Source organism: Clostridium sp. ETTB3, from assembly GCF_053571985.1.
The window spans coordinates 671,534-685,000 of sequence record NZ_CP199832.1; the positions used below are offsets into that span (position 1 = coordinate 671,534).

The 13,467-nt window shown below is 30.3% G+C and carries 12 protein-coding genes and 3 pseudogenes (1 of these 15 running past the window's edge); 13 read left to right on the top strand and 2 right to left on the bottom strand.

What is annotated here, in order from left to right; all coding sequences use genetic code 11:
* The first annotated feature begins 19 nt into the window (after positions 1-19).
* From isdE to ACUN06_RS03315, 4 genes and pseudogenes are all read left to right on the top strand, one after another.
* Entirely contained in the window at positions 20-910 is an 891-nt protein-coding gene (gene isdE, locus ACUN06_RS03300) for a heme ABC transporter substrate-binding protein IsdE (RefSeq protein WP_302740576.1), read from the top strand.
* Between the two features lie 2 nt (positions 911-912).
* Entirely contained in the window at positions 913-1,905 is a 993-nt protein-coding gene (locus ACUN06_RS03305) for a FecCD family ABC transporter permease (RefSeq protein WP_449390093.1), read from the top strand.
* Positions 1,905-2,675, top strand: a complete 771-nt coding sequence (locus ACUN06_RS03310) for an ABC transporter ATP-binding protein (protein ID WP_291730995.1) — start codon at positions 1,905-1,907, stop codon at positions 2,673-2,675. The genes ACUN06_RS03305 and ACUN06_RS03310 overlap by 1 nt, the downstream gene beginning before the upstream one ends.
* 614 nt (positions 2,676-3,289) lie before the next feature.
* Positions 3,290-3,908: pseudogene (locus ACUN06_RS03315) on the top strand (IS30 family transposase).
* A 12-nt stretch (positions 3,909-3,920) separates the two neighbouring features.
* Here the strand turns inward: ACUN06_RS03315 and ACUN06_RS03320 are convergent.
* Positions 3,921-5,069 (bottom strand): annotated as a pseudogene (locus tag ACUN06_RS03320) (IS3 family transposase).
* A gap of 80 nt (positions 5,070-5,149) precedes the next feature.
* Between ACUN06_RS03320 and ACUN06_RS03325 the strand changes: the two are divergent.
* The 8 genes and pseudogenes from ACUN06_RS03325 to ACUN06_RS03360 all read left to right on the top strand — a co-directional run.
* Positions 5,150-5,920 (top strand): annotated as a pseudogene (locus ACUN06_RS03325) (conjugal transfer protein); the annotation flags it as partial.
* 146 nt (positions 5,921-6,066) lie between these two features.
* A complete protein-coding gene (locus ACUN06_RS03330) occupies positions 6,067-6,768 on the top strand; it encodes a lantibiotic protection ABC transporter ATP-binding protein (protein ID WP_291735684.1) in 702 nt (233 codons plus the stop codon).
* A 1-nt stretch (position 6,769) separates the two neighbouring features.
* Positions 6,770-7,513, top strand: coding sequence for a lantibiotic immunity ABC transporter MutE/EpiE family permease subunit (locus tag ACUN06_RS03335; RefSeq protein ID WP_294190677.1), 744 nt, complete (start codon positions 6,770-6,772; stop codon positions 7,511-7,513).
* Positions 7,513-8,259 (top strand): lantibiotic immunity ABC transporter MutG family permease subunit, encoded by a 747-nt coding sequence (locus ACUN06_RS03340; RefSeq protein ID WP_449390094.1) that lies wholly within the window; start codon positions 7,513-7,515, stop codon positions 8,257-8,259. The genes ACUN06_RS03335 and ACUN06_RS03340 overlap by 1 nt, the downstream gene beginning before the upstream one ends.
* 72 nt (positions 8,260-8,331) lie before the next feature.
* Positions 8,332-8,631 (top strand): NisI/SpaI family lantibiotic immunity lipoprotein, encoded by a 300-nt coding sequence (locus ACUN06_RS03345; protein ID WP_294190682.1) that lies wholly within the window; start codon positions 8,332-8,334, stop codon positions 8,629-8,631.
* Between the two features lie 34 nt (positions 8,632-8,665).
* Positions 8,666-9,325, top strand: a complete 660-nt coding sequence (locus tag ACUN06_RS03350; RefSeq protein ID WP_291735695.1) for a response regulator transcription factor — start codon at positions 8,666-8,668, stop codon at positions 9,323-9,325.
* Positions 9,316-10,680 carry a sensor histidine kinase gene (locus ACUN06_RS03355; protein ID WP_449390095.1) on the top strand — a complete coding sequence of 455 codons (1,365 nt, stop codon included), beginning with the start codon at positions 9,316-9,318 and terminating at the stop codon, positions 10,678-10,680. The genes ACUN06_RS03350 and ACUN06_RS03355 overlap by 10 nt, the downstream gene beginning before the upstream one ends.
* 67 nt (positions 10,681-10,747) lie before the next feature.
* On the top strand, positions 10,748-10,993 hold the full coding sequence (locus ACUN06_RS03360) for a hypothetical protein (protein WP_294190684.1): 246 nt from the start codon (positions 10,748-10,750) through the stop codon (positions 10,991-10,993).
* 231 nt (positions 10,994-11,224) lie between these two features.
* On the opposite strand, the gene alr is transcribed toward ACUN06_RS03360, so the two are convergent.
* Complete coding sequence (gene alr / locus ACUN06_RS03365; protein WP_291736197.1) at positions 11,225-12,385, bottom strand: alanine racemase; 1,161 nt, start codon at positions 12,383-12,385, stop codon at positions 11,225-11,227.
* Positions 12,386-12,615: 230 nt separating this feature from the next.
* On the opposite strand from alr, the gene ACUN06_RS03370 reads away from it, so the two are divergent.
* Positions 12,616-13,467 carry the 5' portion of a peptidase U32 family protein gene (locus ACUN06_RS03370; protein WP_291736195.1) on the top strand. Its footprint extends 387 nt past the window's final position, so only the first 852 of its 1,239 coding nucleotides appear in the window; it begins with the start codon at positions 12,616-12,618; its stop codon lies off the right edge, out of view.

Consider the following 13,467-nt stretch of genomic DNA (forward strand, 5'->3'; position numbering starts at 1 on the left):
AATAGGAAGGTTATGTATTATGAAATTTAAAAAAGTTATGTCTCTGATGACAGCTGGTATTATGGCATTAAGTATGATAAGTTGTGGATCAGTAGAAAATGAGAAAAAAGTTACAAATACTGCAAGTGGAGAAGAGGTAGTTGTTTCTACATCTGTAGCAGTTACAGAAATATTAGATGCCTTAGGAGTGAAGGTTTCAGGGGTACCAAAGACATCATATGGGTTACCAGAAAGTACTAAAGGGGCGGTTGAAATTGGAAATCCGATGAGCCCAGATTTAGAAATAATTAAATCACTAAATCCAACATTAGTAGTATCTGTAGATACTTTAGGTTCAGATTATATGAATTTATTTAAAGAAAATAATATTCCAAGTGAATTTGTATCTTTAGAAAGTTTAGATGGATTAAAGAATGCAATAAATACATTAGGAGAAAAGTTTAATAAAAATGATGAAGCAAAGGCTTTATTAGAAAAGATAGAATCTAAGGAAAAAGAAGCTAAAGAAAAGGCAGCATCTTTAGAAAAGCCAGAAGTTTTAGTATTATTTGCAGCTCCAGGATCAACTATGATAGCTACAGCAAAATCTTATATTGGAAGCTTAGTAGAAATTGTTGGTGGAAAAAATATAGTTGAAGATAATAGCAAATCATTTACAACTTATAATAAAGAGGATTTAGCATTACTTAATCCAAAAAAGATTTTAGTTATGGTTCATGCAATGCCTGAAGAAACAAAAGCTGCATTAGAAAAGGAAATGGCAAGTGATATTGCATGGCAAAATATAAGTGCTGTAAAAGAAGGAAAAGTAATTTATTTAGATAATAATTATTTTGGAATGAGTGCAAACCTTAAGGTTATTGAAGGATTAGATATGCTAAGTGATATAGTTCATGGTAGCGGGGAATAATTATGAGAGTTTCAAATAAAAAGTTTAAAATATCATTTATATTAATATCATTAATAGTATTATTAGCAACAGCATTAGTATCACTAAAATTAGGAAGTGTTAATATAACATTTAAAGAACTTATAACTGGGCTATTTTCAGGGAGTTCAGAGGGGAATATAGGTATTATTAAGGATTTAAGAATGCCTAGAGTTATAATAGCTGTATTAGTTGGAGCTAATTTAGCAATAGCAGGTGTTTTATTACAATCAGTAATAAGAAACCCACTAGCTGATCCGTATATAACTGGAATATCATCAGGTGCTTGTGCAGTTACGGTATTTTTTATGGTGTTTGTACCAGGAACAACTAACTTAAGACCTATATTTGGATTCTTAGGAGGGTTAATATGCTGTGTAATTATTTATCTTATGGCATATAAAAATGGATTATCGCCAATAAGAATTGTATTAGCAGGTGCAGCATGTAATGCATTATTAGGTGGAATTTCATCTATGATTACTGTACGTGCAGGATTAGGATCTTCTAATATTCAAAAATGGATGATGGGAAGTTTAGCAACAGTTAATTGGAGTAATGTACATATATTACTTATTTATTCTGTAATAGGTATAATAGCAGCATTATTATTAGGAAAGGTTTGCAATATATTAGCCTTAGGAACTAAAAATGCTAGAAGCTTAGGATTTAATTCAGATTTATATATGATAATAGTTACTGCCGTAGCAGTATTTTTAGCAAGTATATCTACTGCAATTGCAGGAGTTATATCTTTTGTTGGATTAGTTGTTCCACATGTTTGTAGAATTATAATAGGCTCAGATCACAAGTATTTAATTCCTTGTAGTGGAATTGTAGGTGGATTTTTAGTTTTATTTGCAGATACTATTGGAAGAATGGCAATGAGACCTAATGAAATACCAGTAGGAGTTGTAACAGCAATATTTGGAGCGCCATTTTTCTTATATCTTTTAAGAAGGAGTGACTTAAAGTAATGATAAAGGCGAAAAATTTAAATTTCTCTTATGATAAAGATAAGACATTTATCAATAATTTAAATGTTGAAATAGAAAAGGGAAAAGTAACAACTATATTAGGACCAAATGGAAGTGGTAAATCTACTTTATTAAGTATATTTGCTGGATTAAATAAGCCTTCATCTGGAGATGTAACAATTAAAGGTAAATCTATAAAGTCATTAAAACAAAAGGAATTAGCACAAGAAATTGCAACTGTTCATCAACAAAATACTGTACCGAGTGATATTACAGTAAAAGAGTTGGTTTATTATGGAAGAATACCTCGCAAAAAGTATTTCCAAGGAAATAGTAATGAAGATGAAGAAATAGTAGAATGGGCAATAAAAAGAACTGGTCTTGAAAAATTAAAGGATAAGTCAGTTATGAGTATGTCAGGTGGAGAAAGACAAAGAGCATTTATTGCAATGGCACTAGCACAAAAAAGTGAAATATTATTTTTAGATGAACCAACTACATATTTAGATATTTATCATCAAGTTGAAATATTAGAGCTTGTTAAGGAGTTAAATGAAGAAAGTAATTTAACTGTTGTTATGGTGTTACATGATATTAATCAAGCAATAAAATATAGTGATAATATAATAGTTATGAAGTTTGGTCAAGCAATTGCAAGTGGAAAAGTAAATGAGGTTATAAATATGAATTTACTTAATGATGTTTATAAAATTGGTGGATTCATAAGTGAAATAGAAAAAGAAACTATATTTGTACCATTAAAATTATAAATAACATTGAATAAATCTATACATTATTCTTAACTAGTTTATAGTTTTTAGTGAGTAGTTTGTAGTTAATATTGAAATTCAGCTTAGGTTGAATTTCTTTAAATATATTTTCAGAGGCTGTTGCATTAAGAATAAATACTACAATATATTGTGTTAATTTTTAATTATAAAAACAATATTATTGTATATAAAATTTTTAGTACGACAGCCCATTCATTTGTATAATAAGTAAAGATTAATTTAAATATTACAACTTGTATAAAGAATATATTTAATAATTAATAAAATTTAGAAGATAAAATAGTAATTAAGATATTTAATTATAAATTTTAGGGAATTTTAATAGTTATTTAAATATATTTTTTTTTTAAAGAATAATTACTTTTAAAAATGAGAATTCAAATTTGAGTTCTCATTTATATTTTTTTTCGAGATAAAAATATAAATTATTTTATATAAAAAACTTAAATTTATAAAAAAAATTAAGTTTAATTAAATTGATAAATTACAATATCAAGTGCAACACTAATTAATTGCAAAAAAAATAACCCATACGGGTACGTTCATGTTAAAGTAATAATTGAGTAGAAAACCACTTTAAAGGACGTGACTGTATGAGCTATAAACATATTACTATAAATGAACGTTGTTGTATAGTAGAATATTTAAATTTAGGATGGAGTTTATCTAAAATAGCCAAAGAACTCAACAGAAATAAATCAAGTATTTCAAGAGAAATTAAAAGAAACAATCTTAATGGAAGATACAAAGCTCATGTAGCTCAAGATAAATATGAAAACAGAAGAGTTAAATGTAAACCTCATGGAAAAATTGCTAACGCTTCGTTAGTCAAAAATCAGAATAATGCAAAATAGAAAAGCTTCTACTTTTAATGAACATTGTATTATTGCATTAGGCAAATTTGGTAGGAATAATTTAAAATCATTGACTGTAGACCGTGGTAAAGAATTTGCTGGATATTTAGAGTTAGAAAATAAATTAGACTTAGATGTGTATTTTGCTGATGCTTACAGTTCATGGCAAAGAGGAACTAATGAAAATACAAATGGCTTGATTAGAGAATTCTTTCCTAAAAAATTTGATTTTTCTACTATAAATCAAAATCATGTTGATATTGTTGAGGATATTTTAAATAATAGACCACGGAAATGTCTTGGATACAAGACACCGTTAGAAGCATTTAACGAAGAACAAGCTAAGTGTTGCACTTAGCTTGACAATTCGTCATGTTGCACTTCTAGCTAATAATTCACATTGTTCTGGTGTCATGTAATTAATAGAAGAGTGTATCCTTTTTCTGTTATACCAACCTTCAATATATTTAAATATAGCTATATTGGCTTCTTCGAAGGTACGATATGTATTTCTATAGATTTCTTCCTTCTTTATTGAAGAATGGAAAGATTCTATACAAGCATTGTCATAAGGACAACCTTTTTTACTAAATGATTGTATAATATTAAACTCTTTACATAGCTCTTTTAAATCATTACTAGTATATTGAGATCCTAAGTCTGTATGAAATATTATATTCTTATTTTTATTAGGATTTTGATTGTAATAAGCATTTTTTAAAGCTTTAACAACTAAATCTTTAGTCATTCTTTTACCGAAAGCGTAGCCAATTATTTTTTTAGAATGTAAGTCAAGAACTGAAGCTAAATAGCACCAACCATCCCTACTAGTATGAATATATGTAATATCTCCTACCCATTTTTCGTTAATATAAGTAGTTGTAAAGTCTCTTTTTAAAACGTTTTCTAAATCTTCTACTACCTTTTTACTTGAATGAGGATTGTATTTCTTTACAGTTACTGCACAAAGGTTAAGTTTAGTCATTAGTCTTTGAACTCGCTTCAATGATACATTGAAGCCTTCTATACCAAGTATATAATGAATTCTAGGAGCACCATATATGCCTTTATTCTCTTTATATATCCTTTTAATAGCTGATTTTAATTCCTCATTTTCTAGTTCTCTTGCAGATTTAGTTTTATCAAAAGATTTATAATATGTGCTTCTGGCTACGCCTAGAACGGTACACATAGTCTTAATATCATGTTTGCTTTTATTATTATTTATAAATTCTATCACTTCATCTAATTTCTTGTTGCAAATATGGCCATAGCTTTTTTTAATATTTCATTTTCCTCTTTAATTCTTGCCATTTCTTTTCTTAAAGCTTTTACTTCTTTTAATGTCATAACTTCATTTTCATCTATTTTAATTTCTTTTACATCTTTAATCCAGCCATTAATTGTTGATTTTGCAATGCCATATTCGTAGACGATGCTCTGCTAAGCTCATTCCTGATTTAAATAACTCTACTATCATATCCTTATATTCTTGATCGTATCTTCTGCCCTTTCCCATAATGGACACATCCTTTCTTAACTAAATATTATTTTAACTTAGTTCGTCTTAATGTGTCCACTACTTTATACTAACACCAGTATAAGAATTTTACCGCTATCGACCAGCACACCACCCATGAAAAAGAAATCATAGAGCTTCGCTTGCAGGATACCAACGGGATAGAAAATTTCGTGAAGAACTTTGCAAAGTCCTATTATACATGGAGTAACAGCAAAGAAGCGATTGAAGCAAGGACGCAGGTAATCAACGGTTATCTGACAAAGGAATTGCAGGACTTGAATGTAGATACCATTAGAACCGATATATCGACCAGCTCCACGGTTACAGATGTGATTGTGTGGAGTATCGAACAGTCGGGAACGGACACTTTTTCTGCTACCTACGAAGTAGATCAGCAGATAAAAGAGGGAGAACAGACAAGCAATGTGAAAGCAACCTATACTGTAAAAGTCCATGTAGACGCTGACGGGGGTATGGTAATCGTTCAGAACCCTACTCTTGCACCAGCAATCGAGAAATCAGACTATGAGCCTAAGACACCAGAAGCAGACGCAAGCGTGGACGCTAATACCGTCAATGACGCTACCGCATTTCTGGAAACATTCTTTAAGCTCTACCCAACAGCGACGGAAAAAGAGTTTGCCTACTATGTATCGGGGAATGTGCTTGAACCTATCAGCAGGGACTACCTTTATTCTGAATTGGTAAACCCTATCTTTACAAAGGACAGGGACAATGTGAAAGTGAAAGTAGCTGTAAAATTCCTTGATAATCAGACAAAGGCTACGCAGGTGTCGCAGTATGAGCTTGTGTTACATAAAGATAGTAACTGGAAGATTGTAGAGTAAATAATAAAATGCCGTAGCTGTATTTTACATTTAATGCGAGCTACATGCTACGGCTGGATTAAAACAAATTTGTTTCAAATCTTTATGAAATCTTCAAATTTTCTTTTTATACTTTAACCAAATATAAAGAAAGGATATGAACAACTATGAAAGAAATTTTAAAGACAGATAATTTATGTAAGTATTTCAAAAAACAAAAGGCAGTAGATAATGTGTCTATAACTGTCCGTGAAAACTCAATATATGGGTTACTCGGTCCAAATGGTGCTGGAAAATCTACCACTTTGAAAATGATTACGGGTATGCTTCGTCCAACTAATGGAAAAGTTCTTTTTAATGGACATGACTGGACTAGAAAAGATTTAGAACAAATAGGGGCTTTGATTGAAACACCTCCACTTTATGATAATCTTTCCGCAGCAGAAAATTTAGAAGTCCGTGCAAAATTGCTCGGCGTTCCTAAAGCCAGAATAGATGAAGTTTTAGAAATAGTTGATTTACAAAATACGGGGAGAAAAAAAGCAGGACAATTTTCAATGGGAATGAAGCAACGTTTGGGAATAGCTATTGCTTTATTAAACAATCCTAAATTATTGATTTTAGATGAACCGACAAATGGTTTAGACCCTATCGGTATACAAGAATTACGTTCTCTTATTCGTTCTTTTCCCTCGCAAGGGATTACCGTTATTCTATCCAGTCATATTTTATCAGAGGTACAGCTTATTGCTGATGATATTGGCATTATTTCAAATGGTATTTTAGGATATGAGGGACAGATGAATAAAGATGAAGATTTAGAAAACTTGTTCATAGAAGTTGTAAGAAAATCGCAGGAGGGACGATAATATGGGAAATTATATATCTTCTGAACATCTAAAACATAAAAATACTTTTGCAAAAAAATTAGTATGGTTAGCACCTATACTAACTTTATTTTTGAATGTACTTGCTCCCATGTGGTATCAACAAAATTCATATAACTGGTGGTATGTATTATTATATCCTAGTTATCTAACGCTATTATCTATTTTGATAATTCAAAGAGATAACGGAAAATTAAAGTTCAGAGCAATTTTATCATTGCCTATTGATTTAAAAAAAATATGGTATGCAAAAATAATTACTTGTATAATATACATTGTACTTGCGAATACAATTTTGATGGTATGCAATGTCGCAGGTGGTTTTATCATTCAACAAATTTTTGATATATCTATGACAATTAGCCTGACACAGGCACTATTAGGAACGCTTTGCATTATTCTAACAAGTATATGGAACATTCCTTTATGCTTGTGGCTTGTAAAAAAAGTAGGTGTATTCGCTACTCTTATACTAAATGTTGGAATGAGCTTTATACTGGGAACATTAGGGGCAAGCACAAGGCTCTGGTTCGTATGTCCTTATAGTTGGGTTACTCGCCTTATGGTTCCTACATTAGGAATATTGCCGAATGGAGAACCAGTAACGAGAAATGCTTTATCAACTCCTTTACCATTGATTATCATGACAGTCTGCTTGTCATTGGTTTTATTCTATGTAATTTCAAAATTAACAGTAAAGTCTTTTATAAAGCAGGAGGTTCTTTAATGTTTAGTAGTATTATTAGATGTTTTCAAGTAGAATGGCTTAAGAGCAGACATACACCATTACTTTTAGTTCATATCCTTTTTCCAGTAATAGGAGCTGGTATTTTTGCAGGATATTTTCATATATCCAGTTGGGATAATATTACAAATGTAACAACCTTTTTGGAGGTATTAGCGATTATTTTTCCATTCGTTATTGGAATTGTTGTAGGTATGATAGTTGAACTAGAAGATGGAGCAGGTCATTTTCAGTTAATCTTAGGTACATTCCATTCACGCATAGCGGTATACATTGGAAAATTATTATATCTTATTGTTTTGGCGGTTTTTGCAACAATACTTTGTGTTTTCTTATTTGACGTACTCTACCCAGTTATGCCATTTTCATTTTATATAAAACCTTTAATTATCTTAATATTGGCTGGAATACCGATTTATCTTATTTCCATATTTGTCGGTTTCAGTTTAGGCAAAAGTGTAGCTATGGGCTTGGGTATTGTAGGGAGTCTATTATCTGCATTGTTAGTTACTGGACTTGGTGATTTTATTTGGAAATTTTTGCCGTGGGGTTGGGGTGTAAGGTTTATGGATTATTGTGTTTTGCAATGTGTTAATGAGAGGCAATTTTATTCTACTTTTCATGAGTTTCAACTTGGCTTTATATTCATGCTGATTTTTACAGTAGTATTGTTTATAATAAGTTTAATGTGGTTTCAGAGGTGGGAAGGGGGAAAAGAAAATGAGTAAAAAATATTAAAATGGTGTGCAATAGCTATTGTCCTTGTCCTAGCTTTTGGAACTTTAAAAGTTTTATTTGATTTGAAAGAAACCGCAGATAAAAATAAATTATTAAACCAAACCTTGCCAATCGTGGAACTAGATACAGAAAATCAAGATACCATACAAATAGATAAAAAAATTTATACTCTGACAGATGAAACTGTGGAATATTCAAGTTTGAAGCAGGAAATTGCTCAAATTTCAAAAAGAATTGAAGAAGCTGACGGTACAATATTCAGTTACGGATATATATACAGTATAAAAGAAACTTCCACAGAAGAAAAAATTGCTGTTAATATTAAAAATAAATATTACGTAGCAGTAAATACAATGGAATAAGACTTGGATATAGGAATTGTAGGAGGTGTAGATATTGGCAAATATATTAGCTGTTGATGATGAAGAAATGATTTTACAGTTAATCAAGAATGGGCTTGGGAAAGATGGGCATATTGTAACTGTATATTCTTCTGCAAAAGAAGTTCCTTTAGACACTCTGAACTATTATGATTTAGTTATTTTAGACGTTATGATGCCCCATATAGACGGTTTTTCTTTCTGTAAATCTATAAGAGATTTTATTGACTGTCCTATTCTTTTTCTGACGGCAAAAACGATGGAAAATGATATTACTTTGGGTTTAGGATTAGGAGCTGATGATTATTTAACAAAACCATTCCGTATTGCAGAATTGCGGGCACGTATCAATGCTCACTTGCGTAGAGAGAAACGTGAAAAACATAGAACACTAAATTTAGATAAGATAAGAATAGACTTATCAGCAAAGGCGATTAGTGTTGATAATAAACCTATCGCTTTTACTAAAAGTGAATATTTGATTTGTGAGTATCTTGCAAGTAACAAAGGACAGGTTTTTTCAAAGGAACAAATATACGAAGCTACATTTTCTTTTTACGGAGAAAGCGATAGCTCTACAATCTCGACACATATAAAAAATATAAGAGCAAAATTTAAAAAAATGGGTGTTCAGCCAATTTCAACAGTCTGGGGGATTGGTTATAAATGGGAATAAAAATTAAAACATCACTTACAAAAACTTTCCGTAAATTTCTTGTTTGCCTACTTGGGGGAATATGTCTGTCCGTTGTTGTCCCATTTGTCTGTATGTTATTAGCTTCCAGCATGGGGATTGTAACACTTGCGGATAATAATGAAAGACAAACGGAAGCTCTAGTACCTATACTAACTGCAACGCCGAATGTATCAGATATACATTTTCCTACTGGAACTAAATTTCTTCGATTAACGAAAAACTATGAATACATTGATACAAATATGAGCGAAGAAGTAAAAGAAAAGGCTTTGATGTTTGCTAAAACTGGGTTAATGGATACCAGTGGTAAAACACAGTTTATTTTCGTTACACGAAATGATGAATATATTGTCTTACAGTATGTTATAGGTTCTCAATATTTAAACCCACAACTTAACCATTATTTACCGTCCCCAGAAATTGTGATGATTACGTTAATGATTATAAGCAGTTTAGGGGTATGTGTTTATTTAACTGTTCATTTTGCTAAAGAGCTGAGAAAAGAATTGACCCCTATTTTAGAAGCTACCAAAGAAATTGAAAATCAAAACCTAGATTTTATTATCGGACATTCTAAAATATTGGAATTTGAAAACGTGATTATATCTTTTGACAGCATGCGGAACAGCTTAAAAGAGTCATTAGAAAAACAGTGGAAAAGTGAACAATTACAAAGAGAACAAATTGCTTCTCTAGCCCATGATTTGAAAACTCCATTAACTGTTGTGCAAGGGAACATTGATTTATTAGATGAAACAGAACTTGACGAAGAACAAAAGCTATATTTATCGTATGCAATGAGTAGTTCTGAACAGATGAAGCAGTACATAAAAATTTTGATTGATATATCTAAAACGACTGCTGGTTATCAATTACAAATGGAAGATATTAAATTGCCAGAGTTTTTGGCACATATTTTATCTCAAGCAAAAATCATTTGCAAGGACAAAGGTATTATTATTCAGCAGACACAACATAATCTTCCACAAAATCTAATAGGGGATAGAATGTTACTGGAACGAGCATTTATAAATTTGGTTTCAAATTCTGTGGAGTTCTCTCCTGAAAATTCTACATTGTATATAGATGTAGATAACAAGGATAATTACTTGAATATCTGTATTACTGACTGTGGCTGTGGTTTTTCGCAGGAGGCTTTGGAACACGCAAAAGAATGTTTCTATATGGAAGACCAAAGTAGAAATTCTAAACTGCATTATGGAATGGGCTTATATATTGTTAATGGCATTATAAAACAACATAAAGGAAAACTTCTGCTAGATAATTCTACAAAAAACAAAGGTGCTAAAGTTACTATACAGTTGCCATTATAAAAGAACGGCTTATTTTGTCGTTCTTTTTTCATATCTTCAAGAAATCTTCAAAATTAGATTATATACTTTGTTTAAAGCTAATGATTATATAAATGAGTTTAAAAATTTAGAAAAATGGGAAGAAATATTATTAATACCTTTAGGAAAAGCAGTTGAAGAGGTTTTGATAAAATTAAAAGAAGATGGAATTGTAAAAGAAGAACAAGTTCTTATGGGATTTCCACATCCTTCAGGTGCTAATGTTAATAGGGTAGCTCAATTTGAAGCTAATAGAGATAATATGATTAAGTTTATTAAAAAGCATTTTATATAAAAAGGGTGATGTTATAAGCAATTAATTTGGAGGGAATATTGAAATTAAGCCGTAGAATTTAATCTTTGTAGAATTGAACTTGCGTAAAGAAGTTGTATTGAAGTGTTAGCGGCTTTTACAACTTTAGCAAGTTCAATGTAATAAAGATATAAATTTTAGGCGAAAATTTCACCGTTTTCGGAAAAGAAATATTTCATTTTTTTCATCCATGTAGTGCACAATTTAGTTATATTAGACATTGTTTTTTACATGAATTATTTGTCCACTTTTAATATAAGCTCTAGGAACTCTTTTTTTCAATAAGCAAAGAACTTCATAGTTTATACTATTCATACATTTTGCAATATCATCAGCATTAAATTTAATACCATTACTTTCACCTAATAAAATAACTTCATCTCCAGTTTTAACATTAGGTATATCAGTAACATCAATCATAAATTGATCCATGCAAATATTTCCAACTATGGGAGCGAGTTGTCCATTAACAATAATCTTAGCATCATGTTTTAAAGTTCTTATATATCCATCAGCATATCCAATTGGAATAGTAGCTATTTTACTTTTTCTAGATGTTTTAAAGGTTCTATTATAACTAATATACATATTACTTTCTAATTCTTTAACATGAGCTATTTTAGCTTTTAATGTTAAAGCTGGTTTAATTGATAAATTTTCTTTTTTTACTTCATTTGAAGGGTAGTATCCATAAAGTATTATTCCAGCTCGTACAGCATCTAAGTAGGTATTAGGCAAATCAATTATTGCAGCACTATTAGAGGCGTGTTTTAATGGAATATTAATACCGTTATTTTCTAATTTTCTAATAAAGTCATAAATTTGATTAAATTGATATTGTGTATATTCTTTATCAGCTTCATCAGAACTAGAAAAATGGGTAAATATTCCAACAGCATCTAATCCATCTAATGAACAAATTTCACAAATAGAGTTAAAGCTTTCATCTGTAGGAAGAAAACCAATTCTACCCATACCAGTATCTATAGCTATGTGAACTTTTGCTTTTTTATTAAGTTTTATTGCTAATGAAGATAATTCTCTTGCATAATCTAAATCATAAATTGTTTGTTCTATATCGAAATTTATTAATTCTTCACCTAAATCTAAAGGTGTATATCCAAGTATCATTATAGGAGCTTTAATATTATTATTTCTAAGTTCAATTGCTTCAGTAAGCATTGCAACAGCTAATCTTGAAGCACCATTTTCTAAAAGGCATGGAGCTACATCTAAGGCACCATGTCCATATGCATCTGCTTTTACAACAGCTATAACTTCTTTATTGCCAGCTAATTTTTTTATATTTTTCATATTATTTGCAAGTATATCTAAATCTATTTCAGCCCATACGGGTCTCATTATTTTCTCCATAATTACACCTCAAATTTTTTTATATCTTAATATTATTGTAATAAAAATATTATAAAATGATAAGTACCACTTACAATATAAATTTAGACAGTTGTGGCACTATAAAGCAAAATGATTTATATATTAAGTATATGAAGTAATTAGTTTACTGCAATTTCGCGTTGAATAAAAATAATAGTAGTATATAATAAAAATATAAAATTATAAATATAGCAAAAGGATGAATTAAGATGACGACAAAGTATAAGAAGCCAGAATTGTTAGCTCCGGCGGGTAGTTTAGAAAAGTTAAAAATTGCATTTCAATATGGAGCAGATGCAGTTTATTTTGGAGGAGAAGCATTTTCATTAAGAGCTGCTGCACAAAACTTTACTTTTAAAGAAATTAAAGAGGGGGCTGAATTTGCACATAATTTAGGTAAAAAGATATATTGTACTGTAAATGTAATGCCAAGAAATGAAGGTATAGAAAAGTTACCAGAATTCTTAAAAAGTCTTGAAGATGCTAAGGTAGATGCTGTTTTAGTATCAGATCTTGGTGTTTTTAGAACAGTTCAAAAACATACTAATTTACCTATACATATTAGTACACAAGCAAACACAGTAAATTATGAAGGGTGTAATATGTGGCATGATTTAGGTGCAGAACGTGTTGTTTTAGCAAGAGAGTGTTCTTTGAATGAAATTAAGGAAATAAGAAAGTATATACCAGAAGAATTAGAACTTGAAGTTTTTGTTCATGGAGCTATGTGTATGTCGTATTCAGGTAGATGTTTATTATCAAGCTATATGACAGGAAGAGATTCTAATAGAGGAGCATGTGCACAATCTTGTAGATGGAAGTATTCTTTAGTAGAAGAAAAGAGACCTAATCAATATTTCCCTATTGAAGAAGATCAACATGGTACATATATAATGAACTCAAAAGATTTATGTATGATAGAACATTTACCAGAGCTTTTAGAAGCTGGAATTTCATCTTTAAAAATTGAAGGTAGAAATAAAAGTGAGTATTATGTTGCAATAGTTGTTAATGCTTATAGAAAGGCAATAGATTTATATTATGAAGATCCAGAAAATTAT